General features: G+C 72.5%; 12 protein-coding genes. 4 read left to right on the top strand and 8 right to left on the bottom strand.

Features of this window, described 5'->3' with window-relative positions; translation table 11 throughout:
• Positions 1-1,493: ABC transporter substrate-binding protein (locus LG632_RS17085; RefSeq protein ID WP_226728178.1), on the bottom strand; the 1,493-nt coding region annotated here is incomplete at its 3' end.
• A 325-nt stretch (positions 1,494-1,818) separates the two neighbouring features.
• Between LG632_RS17085 and LG632_RS17090 the strand changes: the two genes are divergently transcribed.
• The 4 genes from LG632_RS17090 (at position 1,819) to LG632_RS17105 (ending at position 5,645) form a co-directional block, all read left to right on the top strand.
• Positions 1,819-2,043, top strand: coding sequence for an Rv0250c family protein (locus tag LG632_RS17090; RefSeq protein ID WP_226728179.1), 225 nt, complete (start codon positions 1,819-1,821; stop codon positions 2,041-2,043).
• A gap of 104 nt (positions 2,044-2,147) precedes the next feature.
• Complete coding sequence (gene sdhC / locus LG632_RS17095) at positions 2,148-2,975, top strand: succinate dehydrogenase subunit SdhC (RefSeq protein ID WP_226728180.1); 828 nt, start codon at positions 2,148-2,150, stop codon at positions 2,973-2,975.
• A gap of 1 nt (position 2,976) precedes the next feature.
• The gene (locus LG632_RS17100) at positions 2,977-4,878 is read left to right on the top strand and encodes a fumarate reductase/succinate dehydrogenase flavoprotein subunit (RefSeq protein WP_226728181.1); all 1,902 of its coding nucleotides are present in this window, start codon (positions 2,977-2,979) and stop codon (positions 4,876-4,878) included.
• Positions 4,875-5,645 (top strand): succinate dehydrogenase/fumarate reductase iron-sulfur subunit, encoded by a 771-nt coding sequence (locus tag LG632_RS17105; RefSeq protein WP_226728182.1) that lies wholly within the window; start codon positions 4,875-4,877, stop codon positions 5,643-5,645. The genes LG632_RS17100 and LG632_RS17105 overlap by 4 nt, the downstream gene beginning before the upstream one ends.
• A gap of 79 nt (positions 5,646-5,724) precedes the next feature.
• On the opposite strand, the gene LG632_RS17110 is transcribed toward LG632_RS17105, so the two are convergent.
• From LG632_RS17110 to LG632_RS17140, 7 genes are all read right to left on the bottom strand, one after another.
• Positions 5,725-8,271 (bottom strand): SpoIIE family protein phosphatase, encoded by a 2,547-nt coding sequence (locus tag LG632_RS17110; protein WP_374203499.1) that lies wholly within the window; start codon positions 8,269-8,271, stop codon positions 5,725-5,727.
• Positions 8,272-8,485: 214 nt separating this feature from the next.
• On the bottom strand, positions 8,486-8,914 hold the full coding sequence (locus tag LG632_RS17115) for an ATP-binding protein (protein ID WP_226728203.1): 429 nt from the start codon (positions 8,912-8,914) through the stop codon (positions 8,486-8,488).
• Positions 8,915-9,067: 153 nt separating this feature from the next.
• The gene (locus LG632_RS17120) at positions 9,068-9,466 is read right to left on the bottom strand and encodes a (deoxy)nucleoside triphosphate pyrophosphohydrolase (RefSeq protein WP_226728183.1); all 399 of its coding nucleotides are present in this window, start codon (positions 9,464-9,466) and stop codon (positions 9,068-9,070) included.
• Between the two features lie 32 nt (positions 9,467-9,498).
• Complete coding sequence (locus tag LG632_RS17125) at positions 9,499-9,684, bottom strand: SPOR domain-containing protein (protein WP_226728184.1); 186 nt, start codon at positions 9,682-9,684, stop codon at positions 9,499-9,501.
• A gap of 228 nt (positions 9,685-9,912) precedes the next feature.
• Positions 9,913-10,668: a GntR family transcriptional regulator gene (locus LG632_RS17130; protein WP_226728185.1), complete on the bottom strand. Its 756-nt coding sequence runs from the start codon at positions 10,666-10,668 to the stop codon at positions 9,913-9,915.
• Positions 10,669-10,790: 122 nt separating this feature from the next.
• Positions 10,791-12,026 carry a DUF4190 domain-containing protein gene (locus tag LG632_RS17135; RefSeq protein ID WP_226728186.1) on the bottom strand — a complete coding sequence of 412 codons (1,236 nt, stop codon included), beginning with the start codon at positions 12,024-12,026 and terminating at the stop codon, positions 10,791-10,793.
• Positions 12,027-12,162: 136 nt separating this feature from the next.
• Positions 12,163-13,737: a S8 family peptidase gene (locus LG632_RS17140; protein ID WP_226728187.1), complete on the bottom strand. Its 1,575-nt coding sequence runs from the start codon at positions 13,735-13,737 to the stop codon at positions 12,163-12,165.
• Between the last annotated feature and the right edge of the window lie 107 nt (positions 13,738-13,844).

Genomic DNA, 13,844 nt, shown 5'->3' on the forward strand with positions numbered 1-13,844 from the left:
CGGGCGCGGGCGGCCACCACGGACAGGTCGCCATTGCGCTCGTCGTCCTGGCCGACGACGTAGAGGCCGTCGTTGCCGGTGCCGGGGCCCGCCGGACGCTTGGAGTCGTCCTGCTCCTGCTGCCCGGCCTGCGGACCGGCCTTGGCCGCGGGCTGGGTGATCTTGCCGCCCGGGCGCCAGCCCGCGTCCGCGAGCAGGGCCCGGGCCGCCCCGGTGTCCTGGGTGCCGAGCGCCCCGCTGCTGTCCGCGTACGCGCGCTGGCCCGCCAGGGCCAGGTGGCTGCCGACCGGCTTGGCCGGCAGGCCCAGCGGCTTGAGGACGATCTCGGCCAGTTCCTGGCGGTCCAGCGCGCGGGCGACCGCCCGGCGGACCCGCTCGTCGACCAGCGGCCCGGAGGACCCGTTCAGCGCCAGCTGGGTGTACGCCGGCTCCAGGGACTTGCGCACGGTGAACCGGGCCAGCGCCTGCTGCTCGGCGGCGTAGTTGCGGACCGCCTCGGCGCTCTTGCGGCGCGCCTCCTGCTCCTCGACGGCCTTGTCCTCGTCGGAGCCGTGCGCGTCCGCCCAGGACAGCATCGCCTGGGCGGGGGTGAGCGCCGCCCCCGGTCCGTTCGCGGCGCCGCGGTCGCCGCCGCGCCGGGCGGCGGCGATCCGGTCCGCCCCGGCCCGGTCGAGCTCGGCCAGGTCCAGCTTCCCGGCGGCGAGCGCCGCGGGCCGGTCGGCCCGGGGCACGGCGGTGAGCACGAGGGTGTCGAGCTTGGCCGGCCGGCCCCACCAGCGCGGGTTGCGCGAGAGCGCGGCCGTGCCGGTCTTCTTGTCGATCGCGCCCAGGTCGAACGGGCCCGCGGTGACCTTGAGCGCGCCGCGCGCACCCTCGTTGAACGCCTCCGGGGTGCCGGTGACCTGCTTGGGGTACAGCGGGCTGAACAGCGACTTCCAGTCGGCGTAGGGCTTTGCGAAGGTGACCCTGACCTCCAGGTCGTTGGCCCCGCGCTCGATCTTCTCGATCCGGTCGTAGCCGGCGTTGCGCGCCGTCCAGTAGGCGGAGTCCTTCCCGTTCAGGGCCCGCCACTGGGCCACGAAGTCCGGTGCCCCGACCTCCCGCCCGTCGCTCCACACGGCCTGCTGGTGGAGCTTGTACAGCACCACCTGCTTGGGCTCGCGCGCGATCACCTCGGCCTTCTCCAGGTAGTCCGGATTGGCCACCGGCTGCCCCTTGGCGTCCAGCACGAACAGCTGCGGCAGCACGGCGCCGGCGATCCGCGTCGTGGTGGCGTCGGCGTCGGCCTGGAAGGTGTTCAAGGTCTGCGGCAGGGAGTCCACCGCCCAGCGCAGCACCCCGCCGTCGGCCACCTTCTCGCGCGCGGTCGCCGCGATGTCCGGGCCGGCGGCGACCGGACCGCCGTCGTCTTCGGTCCCGCAACCCGCCAGCAGCGGCAGCGCGAGGACGCCCGAGGTCAGCAGCGCCAAGGAGCTGCGCCTTCTGTGGGACATGGGTGGTACCTCCGGGGCGGGGACGCGGCTATTAAGGAGCTGATCACACCGGTGTCGAAATCAACTGAAATCGACCACCTGCCGCACCCCCCGCAGCACCCCCGCGCCACGCCGCGAACCCCACCCGTGCGGACCAATACCGGCCCGGCCACGGACGCGCGGTCCCCCGTAAGAGGGATCAGAATGGATGCAGGGAGGGGGCGCACAGATCGCGCCTGCGCGCCCGGAATCGCTGCACGTCCCTTCACAACCGGGGACACCAGGGGCGACACTCGCAGGCGCACATGAGCGTTGCCACCGCAACCTGCGGAAGTGAGGGCAAGTCATGTCCCTGCAGGACGATTTGAACGCCGTACGACGCAACCTCGACGAGCTGACCCGCAAGGTCGAGCAGCTGGAGCAGAAGGCCGCGCGGCAGAAGAGCGCGGGTCCGGCCGCGCCGCCGGACCGGTCCGGGATGGTCACCATCCCCGACACCCCGTACGACAGCGCGCTGTGGACGGACACCGACGACGAGGGCCTGGGCGCCCGCGACCGGCGAGCACCCTGACCCCGCAGCCGTAACCTTCCGCCACACCCCATCAGGCCCAGCCGGCGCCCCGCGCACGGCTGGGTCTCCTGGGCCACCCCTGACCACTCCTCCCGGAGTTCCCCTTGGCCACAGGCACCCGACCACCGCGACCCCGGCAGCTGACCGGCGTCCACGACACCTCACGGGCCGCGATCGCGGCCCGTCATCTGCGCACCGACCGCTGGTGGCTCGCCCCCGCGACCACTGCGGCGGGGCTGCTCGCCTTCATCGTCTACTCGACGTGGCGGGCGTTCGCGAACGCCGACTACTACGCGGCGCCGTACGTCTCGCCCTTCTACTCCCCCTGTCTGGCGGAGAACTGCGTCCCGATGAAGGGCGGCCCCAACTGGGAGATCTTCGGCAGCTGGTGGGGGCTGTCCCCCGCCCTGCTGATCCTGATCTTCCCGCTCGGCTTCCGCCTGACCTGCTACTACTACCGCAAGGCCTACTACCGGGGCTTCTGGGCCTCGCCCCCGGCCTGCGCGGTCGCCGAGCCGCACGGCTCGTACACCGGCGAGACCCGCTTCCCGCTGATCCTCCAGAACGCCCACCGCTACTTCTTCTACCTGGCGCTGCCGGTGGCGGGCATCCTCACGTACGACACCGTCCTGACCTTCCGGGACAGCACGTACGCCTGGGGGCACATGGGCCTGGGCACGCTGATCTTCCTGGTCAACATCGTGCTCATCTGGGCCTACACCCTTTCGTGCCATTCCTGCCGGCACGTCATCGGCGGCCGGCTGCGGCACTTCTCCAAGCACCCCGTGCGCTACCGGCTGTGGGGCTGGGTGGGCCGGCTCAACGCCCGGCACATGCAGCTGGCCTGGGCCTCGCTGATCAGCGTGGCGCTGTGCGACTTCTACGTGTACCTGCTGGCGAGCGGCGCCATCACCGACCCGAGGATCTTCTGACATGGCTCAAGTCGACCGGCAGCATTGGGACGTGGTCGTGGTCGGCGCCGGCGGCGCGGGGCTGCGCGCCGCGATCGAGGCCCGCGAGCGCGGCGCGCGGACAGCGGTGATCTGCAAGTCCCTGTTCGGCAAGGCCCACACGGTGATGGCCGAGGGCGGCATCGCCGCCTCCATGGGCAACGTCAACGAGGGCGACAACTGGCAGGTGCACTTCCGCGACACCATGCGCGGCGGGAAGTTCCTCAACCAGTGGCGGATGGCCGAGCTGCACGCGAAGGAGGCACCGGACCGGGTCTGGGAACTGGAGACCTGGGGCGCGCTGTTCGACCGCACGCCCGACGGGCGGATCTCGCAGCGCAACTTCGGCGGCCACGAGTACCCGCGGCTCGCGCACGTCGGTGACCGCACCGGCCTGGAGCTGATCCGTACGCTCCAGCAGAAGATCGTGCAGCTCCAGCAGCAGGACTTCAAGGAGTTCGGCGACTACGAGGCCCGTCTGAAGGTCTTCCAGGAGTGCACGGTCACCCGGGTGCTCAAGGACGGCGAGAAGGTGTCCGGGACCTTCTGCTACGAGCGCGAGTCCGGCCGCTTCTTCGTCCTGGAGGCGCCCGCGGTGGTGCTGGCCACCGGCGGCATCGGCAAGTCGTTCAAGACGACCTCCAACTCGTGGGAGTACACCGGCGACGGGCACGCGCTGGCGCTGCTCGCGGGGGCGCCGCTGCTGAACATGGAGTTCGTCCAGTTCCACCCCACGGGCATGGTCTGGCCGCCGTCGGTGAAGGGCATCCTCGTCACGGAGTCCGTGCGCGGCGACGGCGGGGTGCTGCGCAACAGCGACGGCAAGCGGTTCATGTTCGACTACGTCCCGGACGTCTTCAAGGAGAAGTACGCCGAGACGGAGGCCGAGGCCGACCGCTGGTACGACGACCCCGACCACAACCGGCGCCCGCCCGAGCTGCTCCCCCGCGACGAGGTGGCCCGCGCCATCAACGCCGAGGTCAAGGCCGGCCGGGGCTCCCCGCACGGCGGCGTGTTCCTGGACGTGTCCACCCGGATGCCGGCGGAGAAGATCAAGCGGCGGCTGCCGTCGATGTACCACCAGTTCAAGGAACTGGCGGACGTGGACATCACCGCCGAGCCCATGGAGGTCGGCCCGACCTGCCACTACGTGATGGGCGGGGTCGCCGTCGACTCCGACACGGCCGCCACCGTGGGCGTGCCCGGCCTGTACGCGGCCGGGGAGGTCGCGGGCGGCATGCACGGCTCGAACCGGCTCGGCGGCAACTCCCTGTCCGACCTGCTGGTCTTCGGCCGACGGGCCGGCCTGCACGCGGCCGAGCACGCGGCCCGGGCGACGGTCCGGCCCGCGGTGGACGACGGCCAGATCGACGCGGCCGCCGCCGAGGCGCTGGCGCCGTTCCACGCCGAGGACGGCGCGGAGAACCCGTACACCCTGCACCAGGAACTCCAGCAGACGATGAACGACCTGGTCGGCATCATCCGCCGGGAGGGCGAGATGCAGCAGGCCCTCGGCAAGCTGCGGGCCCTGCGGGTGCGCGCCGCCCGGGCCGGGGTCGAGGGGCACCGCCAGTTCAACCCGGGCTGGCACCTCGCGCTGGACCTGCGGAACATGCTGCTGGTCAGCGAGTGCGTGGCGAAGGCGGCCCTGGAGCGCACCGAGAGCCGCGGCGGGCACACCCGCGAGGACTGCCCCGCGATGGAGCGGGACTGGCGCCCGGTGAACCTGGTCTGCCACCCGGTGGATCCGGCCCCCGCGGACCCGGCAGCCGACCGGATCCGCCTGGTCCGCCAGCGGACCGAACCCATCCGCCCCGACCTGCTCGCCCTCTTCGAGAAGGAGGAGCTGGTCAAGTACCTCGCCGAAGAGGAGCTCTACGAGTGACGACCTACGACGCACGCTTCCGGATCTGGCGGGGCGACGCGGACGGCGGCGAGTTGCGGGACTTCACCGTCGAGGTGCACGACGGCGAGGTGGTGCTGGACATCGTCCACCGGCTCCAGGCCACCCAGGCGGCGGACCTCGCGGTCCGCTGGAACTGCAAGGCCGGCAAGTGCGGCTCGTGCAGCGCCGAGATCAACGGCCGGCCGCGGCTGATGTGCATGACGCGGATGTCGACGTTCAGCCGGGAGGAAACGATCACGGTCACCCCGCTGCGGGCCTTCCCCGTGGTGCGGGACCTGGTGACGGACGTGTCCTTCAACTACGCCAAGGCCCGCGAGGTCCCCGCGTTCGTCCCGCCCCAGGGGCTGGCTCCGGGCGAGTACCGGATGCAGCAGGTGGACGTGGACCGCTCGCAGGAGTTCCGCAAGTGCATCGAGTGCTTCCTGTGCCAGGACACCTGCCACGTGGTGCGTGACCACGAGGAGAACAAGGCGGCCTTCGCGGGCCCGCGCTTCCTGATGCGGGTGGCCGAGCTCGACATGCACCCGCTGGACGCGGCCGAGGCGGAGGGCCTGGACCGCAAGCGGACGGCCCAGGAGGACCACGGGCTGGGCTACTGCAACATCACCAAGTGCTGCACCGAGGTCTGCCCGGAGGGCATCAAGATCACGGACAACGCGCTGATCCCGCTCAAGGAGCGGGCGGTGGACCGCAAGTACGACCCGCTGGTCTGGCTGGGCTCGAAGATCTCGCGCCGCCGGGACTGACGGCCGACCGGCCGGTCCGCACCCCGGGCGCCCGGCGGGGTGCGGGCCGCCGGGCGCGGGCCGCCGGGCGCGGACCGGATCAGCCGTACATGCTCAGCAGCTGCTCCGCCGAGAGTTCCGTCGCGGGTTCGCACGCCGCCCCCGGCAGCGGCAGTTCGAACCAGACCGTCTTGCCGCGCGGGGTGCGCCGGGTGCCCCAGCCGGAGGAGAGCATGCCGACCAGCTGGAGGCCGCGGCCGCCTTCGTCGGTGTCGCGGGCGCGGCGCCGGCGGGGCTGGACGAGGTTCGCGTCCCACACCTCGCACACCAGGGTCCTGTCCAGCAGCAGCCGGACCCGGATCTCGCCCTCGCCGTAGCGCAGGGCGTTCGTGACCAGCTCGCTGACCAGCAGCTCCGTCGTGTCGAGCAGGCCCTCCAGGCCCCAGGCGGGCAGCTGGGCCCGGGCCAGTTCGCGGGCCCGGCCCACCGAGCGGGCCTCCCGCGGCAGCTTCCAGTCCGCCACCGCGTCCCGCGGCAGGCCCTGCACCCGGGCCATCAGCAGCGCGATGTCGTCCTCGCCGTGCCGGGTCTCCAGCGTCGCGAGGACGTGGTCGCAGACGTCCTCCAGCGGGCGGACCGGATCGGCCAGGGCCTCGCGCAGGCCGCGCAGGCCCTCCTCCAGCGGGTGGTCGCGGGACTCGACCAGGCCGTCGGTGTACAGGGCCAGCAGCGCGCCCTCGGGGAGTTCGACCTCGACCTCCTCGAACGGCTCCCCGCCCACGCCCAGCGGCATGCCGGGCGGCACGTCCAGCAGCAGCGCGCCGTCCCCGGCGCAGAGCATCGGCGGCATGTGGCCCGCGTTGGCGATCGTGCAGCGCCGGGTCACCGGGTCGTAGACGGCGTAGACGCAGGTGGCCAGGTAGACCTCGGAACGGTCCGCCTCCCGGGCGCGGGTGTGCTGGGTGCCGCCGGGGGCGCCCAGGCCCCGGGCGATCTCGTCCAGGGCGGTCAGCACCTCGGCCGGTTCCAGGTCCAGCAGGGCGAGGGTCCGTACCGCCGTGCGCAGCTCTCCCATGGCCACGGCGGCGCGCAGGCCGCGGCCCATGACGTCGCCCACCACCAGCGCCGTGCGGTGGCCCGGCAGCTCGATGACGTCGAACCAGTCGCCGCCGACCTCGGTGGCGGCGTTGCCCGGCAGGTAGCGGCACGCGATGTCCAGGCCCGCGGCCTCCGGGTCGCCGGGGGGCAGCAGGCTGCGCTGGAGGATCAGGGCGCGCTCGTGCTCGCGCCGGTACAGGCGCGCGTTGTCGATGCAGACCGCCGCCCGGGCGGCGAGCTCCACGGCCACCGCGCGGTCCCGTTCGCCGAACGGCTCGCTGCCCTTGGTCCGGGAGAACTGGGCGAGGCCGACCACGGTGTCGTGCGCCACGAGCGGCACGACCAGGGTCGACTGCACCATGTCCTCCGGTCCGCCGCCCTCCACCAGCCGCGGGCGGGCGGCGCGCAGCGCGAGCGCGCCGGGCGAGGAGGCGGGGTAGCGGTGGATCTCCCCCACCCCGACCAGCGGGCCGGACCCCGACGCGTCGGAGACGGCGCTCGCGCAGGCGACCCGGCGCAGCGGTGCCGACGGCAGCCGTCCGGCGCCCTGGCCCGGCAGGGTGGGCACGCCCGGGCCCTGCGGGCGTGCGGGCCCGTCGCGGTCGTCGTCGCCGGCCAGCAGCGCCTGGTAGAGGTCGACGGAGGCCAGGTCGCAGAAGCCGGGGACGGTGACGTCCAGCAGTTCGCGGGCGGTGGTCTCCAGGTCCAGGGAGGTCCCGATGCGGGCGCCGGCCTCGTTGAGCAGGGCGAGGTTGCGCCGGACGCCGGCGGCCTCGCGGGCGGCCAGGTGGCGGCGGGTGACGTCGGTGCCCAGGCCCGCGACGCCGATGGGCCGGCCGCTGCCGCCGTGCACCCGGTAGAGGTTGATCGACCAGTGGCGGTGTTCGCGGCTGCCGGGGGCGGCGCCGGTGATCTGCAGGTCGGTGACGGCCTCGCCGGTCTCCAGGCACCGGCGCAGGGCCTCGGTCATCCGGTCGGCCTCGTGCGGGGGCAGGTAGTCGTGCACGGTGCGGCCGCGGTGCTCCTCGGTGGTGCCGCCGAAGACGGTGGCGAAGCGCCGGTTGGCCCGCTGCACGGTCAGGTCCGTACCGAAGAGGAGGAAGCCGAAGGGAGATTGGCCGAATATGGCTTGGGAGGCCGCGAGGTCGGACTCGATCCGCCGCAGGGCCCGTACGTCGACCACGATGCACAAGGCGGCCCGCTCGCCGTTCGCGTTGCGGGTGGGCATCACATAGATCTCGGCCACTCCGCGCGCTCCGGAGCCGCCGGGGATCCGGAAGGGGACCAGGCCCGTCCACTCCTCGCCGTCGAGGATCTCGGCGACCTTGCGGTGGCCGTCGGCGCGCAGTTCCGGCGGCATGAAGGCCTCGACCGGGTCGCGTCCGAGCACGTCGGCGGGGGTCAACCCGAACAGCTCGGCCGCGCGCAGGCTCCACTGGTCGACGAGCCCGTCGGGGCCGAGGGAGAAGGAAGCGACCTTGATGTAGTCGTATATCGAGCCAGGCGGACTGCTGTGCCACAAGGCGTCGTGCCACGACGAACCGGGCACGCGGGTCTCATGTGCCTGTGCAGGTATTTCGCTCACGCGACCGTCCCCTCCAGCTCACCGCAACCGGACCGGCCATGACCGAAGTATTCAGCACCACGGCCCCGGACGGCACGGCGTTCACGATCACAGCACGGTCTCAGTGATTTCGAGCCACGCCGGATGATCTGCCCCGGCTGTCACCGGGCAGGTGCTCCCCGTTCGGTCTTCCCCTGTCTTACTCACCAGGTAGGGCCAACTCGAACCACACGGTCTTACCCGATTTCCCGTGCCGGGTCCCCCACCGCTGGGCCGAGACCGCCACCAGGTGCAGGCCCCGGCCGCCCTCGTCGTCGGAGCCGGCCACACGTTCGCGGGGCGGATCCGGAAGCGGATCGGAGACTTCCACGAGCAGCGCGGGGGCCGGGGCGGAGAGGTCGGTGGCCTGATGTCGTCGTACGAGACGGACGCCGATGGGGCCGGAGGCGTAGCGCAGGGAGTTGGTCACCAGCTCGCTGACCAGCAGGACGGTGACGTCGCCGACGGACTCCAGACCCCAGTCCCGCAGGGTGCCGCGCACGGCGTGGCGGGCGGTGCGCACGGCGTCGGGCTCGGCGGGGAAGGCCCACTCGACGCATTCACCGTCTGTCTCGATCACGCCGATCACTTCCCGGGCCAACAGCGGACCCCGATCCGTTCGTCAGGGACGAGAGGGGGACGAGAAAGGGATTAATAGCGACATACCCGATATTTCAGGTGCCGTACCACCCGATCACCGCCCGCCAGCGCACTGTGGCACGTACGGCCCAGTGCACGACCCTCACGCGCCCCCGCGCAGCCGGCGGCCGGCTTCCGCCACCGCCGGACGGTCCTGGTCCAGCCAGTCCACCGAGTCCAGCTCGTCCGGGCCGAGCCAGCGCAGTTCGTCGTGGTCCTCCAGCGGCAGGGGCTCACCGGAGACCAGCCGGGCCGTCCACACGTGCAGGACCAGGCCGGGCCGCACGGGCCACTCCCCGGGGATGCGTTCCAACGGCTCGGTCTCCACACCGAGCTCCTCGCGCAGCTCGCGCACCAGCGCCTCGGGGACGGACTCCCCCGGCTCGGCCTTGCCGCCCGGCAGCTCCCAACGGCCGGCCACCTCGGGGGGCGCACTACGGCGGGCGGCCAGCAGGCGCCCTTCATGACAAAGGGCTCCGCCCACGACCACTCGTTGCGTCATGGGCGGAGCCTATGTCACGGCTGTCGCCGTCCTCAGTTCGCTGTGGCGGTCCGGCCGACCCGCTCGACCCAGTAGAGCTGCTTGTGCGCCCGGTCGTCCAGGCTGTCCGCGACCTTCTGGGCCTCGGACCGGGTGGCGTACCGGCCCACGCGGTAGCGGTTGCCGTTGTCGTCCTGCCGTATGACCAGCCACGGAAGCAGGGCACCGCCGTCGTTCATCGCGCTTCACCCTCCGCCGTCGTACCTGCCCAGGAAACCGCAGTGCGCATATGCCCGAGCTTACGCCCGACCTTTACACAGCGGATACGGTTTTTCACGAAGAGGTACCTGGCAGGCGTACGCATCCGGCCATGCGTACGACGAAGCCGCGCGCGCCGGTGCGAACCGGCGCACGCTGGGCTTTTGTGCGATCCGTACCGCCCCCGGAGGGGCCCGCGGGCAGCCTCCTCAGCGGACCGGCATGTGGTAGGCGAGGCGGTAGCGGTCGGCGGGGACGACCACGTCGGCGGTCTCCACCGCGCGGCCGGAGGCGTAGTACGTACGGCCGACGACCAGCACGACATGGCCGGGGACGCCGCCGAGCAGCAGGATCTCCTCCGCCAGACCCGGCCGTGCGCCGACCTCTTCCATGACGTTGTCCACGACGACGTCGATGGCGGCCATGCGGTCGACCACGCCGCAGCCGCCGAGCGGGCCCTCCTCGGGAAGCATGACCGGAGTGCGACCCGTCAGCGCGAGCGGCTCCCAGGAGGTGGAGAGCATCATCGCCTCGCCGCCGTCCCGGAAGACGTAGCGCGTGCGCATGACGCGGTCGCCCGCCTCGATGCCGAGCCGGGCGGCGATGTCGGCGGGGGCGGCGGTCTGCTCGCTGTGCGAGTCCCAGGTGCCCTGGGCGCCGGCCTCCGCCTGCTCCTGGCGGAAGGGCGTGGAGACGCCGGCCGCCGCCCGGTACCCGGAACGCGAGACGCGGCGCGGCACCGGCTGCTCCCGTACGTACGTCCCGGACCCGGACCGGCCCTCGACCAGACCCTCCGCCATGAGGACCTTGCGGGCCTCCAGTGCCACGGTGTCGGAGACGCCGTACTCCTCGCGGATCCGGGCCTGGGAGGGGAGCCGGGCGTGCGGAGGCAGGGACCCATCGACGATCTTCCGCCGCAGATCCCCGGCGACGCGCAGATAGGCCGGCTGCTCACCGAAAGTCACTGGCCACTCCCATCAGGTTGACAGACAGCAACAGCGTGGCAACCGATGGTTCCGCACCGCAAGCAAGGGCCAGGGTTTCACCCGATGTGATGAAACCCTGGCCCGAAACCCGTTACGTTGCGTCACACCGCCTGGTGCGAGGGCGCCCGCCCGCTGCCGGAACCGCCGCCGTCGGGGGCGCCCTCGCGCTCCTGGCGCCACTCCGGCACGGTCGTCGTCAGCCCGAGCGCGGCGCGCATCGCCTTCTCCGTCTCCAGGCGGGTCGCCGCGGCCGCCGCGGCCGCCGCCTGCTCGAAGGCCTTGGCGTCCTTCGCCGTGGAGGCCGCCTTCCACGCCGCCCGGGCCCGGTCGAGCTCGCCGCGCAGCGCGTCGGCGGGGCGCCGCAGGGCGGGCTTGGCCGCCAGGGTGCGCAGCACGTCCGACTCGGCGGTCATCGCCGTGTCGACCTCGTGCGCCCAGTGCTTGTAGCCGGTCAGGTCGTCGGAGACCTCGTCGGCGTCCGGCGGGTTGCTGAGGGCGAGCTCGACGGCGTCCGCCTGGGTCAGGTACGCCCGCTGCTCGGTGGTCAGGTTCTCCTGGCGCAGACTGCCCCGGCGCTTGGCGTTCCGCTCGGCCATCAGGCAGGTGATGTCCTTGTCGCCCATGTTCCACGACTCCCGGGTGGGGTGGAGGTAGAACATCTCGACCTCGGCGGGCACGGCCCAGGAGTCGGGGGCGTACTCGTCCTGCGCCCTCCAGCACGCCCTGACGGCCTGGCGTTCGATCTCCTCGACGCCCGGGTAGTCCCCGCGGCCGAGCCCGTGGCGCGGCTCGGTCACCTCGGCGTCGTGCGGCTCGGCGCAGGGGACGGTGAACACCACGCGGGTCTCGCGCTCCAGGTTGCCGCCGGGCACGTTGTAGCAGTCCCCCTTGCGGAGTTTGGTGACCAGCGTGCGGGTGCCGTCGGCCGTGCCGCCGCCCTCCTGGGCGGCCCGGCGGTCCGCGCCGCGCCGGAAGCCCTCCATGAAGGAGTCGGCGGCCCCGTCCAGCACGAACACCATCAGCACGGACATCAGCACCGACAGCACCAGGCCCACGATCGCCAGCGGCTTGCCGCGCTCCCGCCGCTTGGGGATCTGGACCAGCGCCACGATCGCGAAGACCACCCCGAGCGGCGGCAGGCAGAGCAGTCCGACTGGGAGCGAGGCGATGGCGAAGCCGTTGAACGAGGGGGACGGCGGCGGGAAGCCGGGCGGCGGGAAGCCGGGCCCGCCGGGCGGCGGGAAGCCGGGCCCGCCGGGCGGTGGCGCGCCCCACGGCTGCTGGTACGGCTGCTGCGGCTGCGGCGGATGCCAGGGGGACGGCGGCGGGGTGCTCACAGCGGCGGCTCCAACGGACGGCACGAACGAACGCGCGAATAGTACGCAGCGGGGGCGACCGAGGTGTCGGTCGCCCCCGCCGTCGGACCGTCAGGTCCCTGAGCCGGGCCGCTCGCCGAGCCCGCCTACGGGCGGATCAGAACTGCAGCGCCCAGGAGTCGATCTTGCCGGTGTCGATGTTGGCGTTGTCGTTCACCCGCAGCTTCCAGGTCCCGTTCGCCACCTCGGAGGAGGCGTTGACCGAGTAGGTCTGGAGGATGTTGTCCGTGCTGCCGCCGCTGCGGTTGTGCAGGGTGTAGACGCTGCCGTCGGGCGCGACCAGGTCGACCTTCAGGTCACCGATGTAGGTGTGCTTGATGTCGACCGACACGCTCAGGGCCGCCGGGGCGTTGCCGGGGACACCGCTGACCGTGATCGGGGACTCGACCGTGGAGTTGTCGTTGATCGCGTAGTCACCGGTGTTCTCGAAGCGCGGCCCGGGCGGGGTGGTGGTGCCGCCGCCGACGAACAGCAGGCGGTTCGGGGAGCCGGTGCCGGGGCTGGTCACCACGTTCGGGGTGGCGGCGGCGACCAGGGCCGACGCGACCTGGGCCGGGGTGCTGGCCGGGTTCTGCGAGAGGTGGACGGCGGCCGCGCCGACGACGTGCGGCGTGGCCATCGACGTACCGGAGATGGTGTTGGTGGCCGTGTCGCCGGTGCCCCAGGACGAGGTGATCCCGGAACCGGGGGCGAAGATGTCCAGGACGCTGCCATAGTTGGAGTAGCTGGCCTTGGCGTCGGTGTTGGTGGTGGCGCCGACCGTGATCGCCTCGCCGACCCGGGCCGGGGACTTGGTGCTGGCGTCGGTGGACTCGTTGCCCGCCGCGACGCCGTACGTGATGCCCGAGGCGATGGAGTTGCGCACGGCCGTGTCGAGCGCGGAGTCGGCGCCGCCGCCGAGCGACATGTTGGCCACGGCCGGCTTGACCGCGTTCCGCGTCACCCAGTCGATGCCGGCGACGACCTGGGCGGTGGTGCCGGAGCCCTGGTTGTTGAGCACGCGGACGCCGACGATCTTGGCCTTCTTGGCCACGCCGTACGCGTTGCCCGCGACGGTGCCGGCGACGTGGGTGCCGTGGCCGTGGCCGTCCTGAGCGGTGTTGTCGTTGTCGATGGCGTCGTAGCCGTAGGAGGCGCGGGTGCCGAAGTCCTGGTGGGTGATGCGGACGCCGGTGTCGATGATGTACGCGGTGACGCCCTCACCGGCCTTGTCCGGGTAGGTGTAGCTCTGGTTGAGCGGCAGGTTCTTCTGGTCGATCCGGTCCAGGCCCCACGACGGCGGGTTGGGCTGGGTGGCGTCGACGGTGAACGTGCGGTTCTGCACCACGGACTTGACCGCCGGGTCGGCGGCGATCTTCTTGGCCTGGGCCTCGGTGGCCTCGATGGAGTAGCCGTTGAGGGCGGCGGAGTAGACCCGGTCGATCTTGGCGCCGTGCTTCTCGGCGACCGACGTGCCGCTGGCGAGGGTGGAGCGGGCGACGGAGTCGTTCAGGATCACGATGTAGCTGCCGGGGACGGTACCGGCGGCACCGGCGTTCTCGATCCTGCCTTCCGCGGCGGCCGTACCGGCGGCCGAGGCCGGGAGTGCGGCCGCGGCCCCCAGGGCGAGGGCGACGACGGCTGTCGCACTGATGCCGGCGAGCCTCCGGCGGGTCTGACGCATCACGGACATCGAGGGGTCCTCCTCATAGGTGGTGCGCTGCGGGGGGTGGTGGAGCGGGCGGCGGCGCGGCACGGCACGCCGGTAAAGGCATGCTCATGACAACGGCGGGAGTGCAC

Source organism: Streptomyces antimicrobicus, assembly GCF_020532625.1.
GTDB lineage: Bacteria > Actinomycetota > Actinomycetes > Streptomycetales > Streptomycetaceae > Streptomyces > Streptomyces antimicrobicus.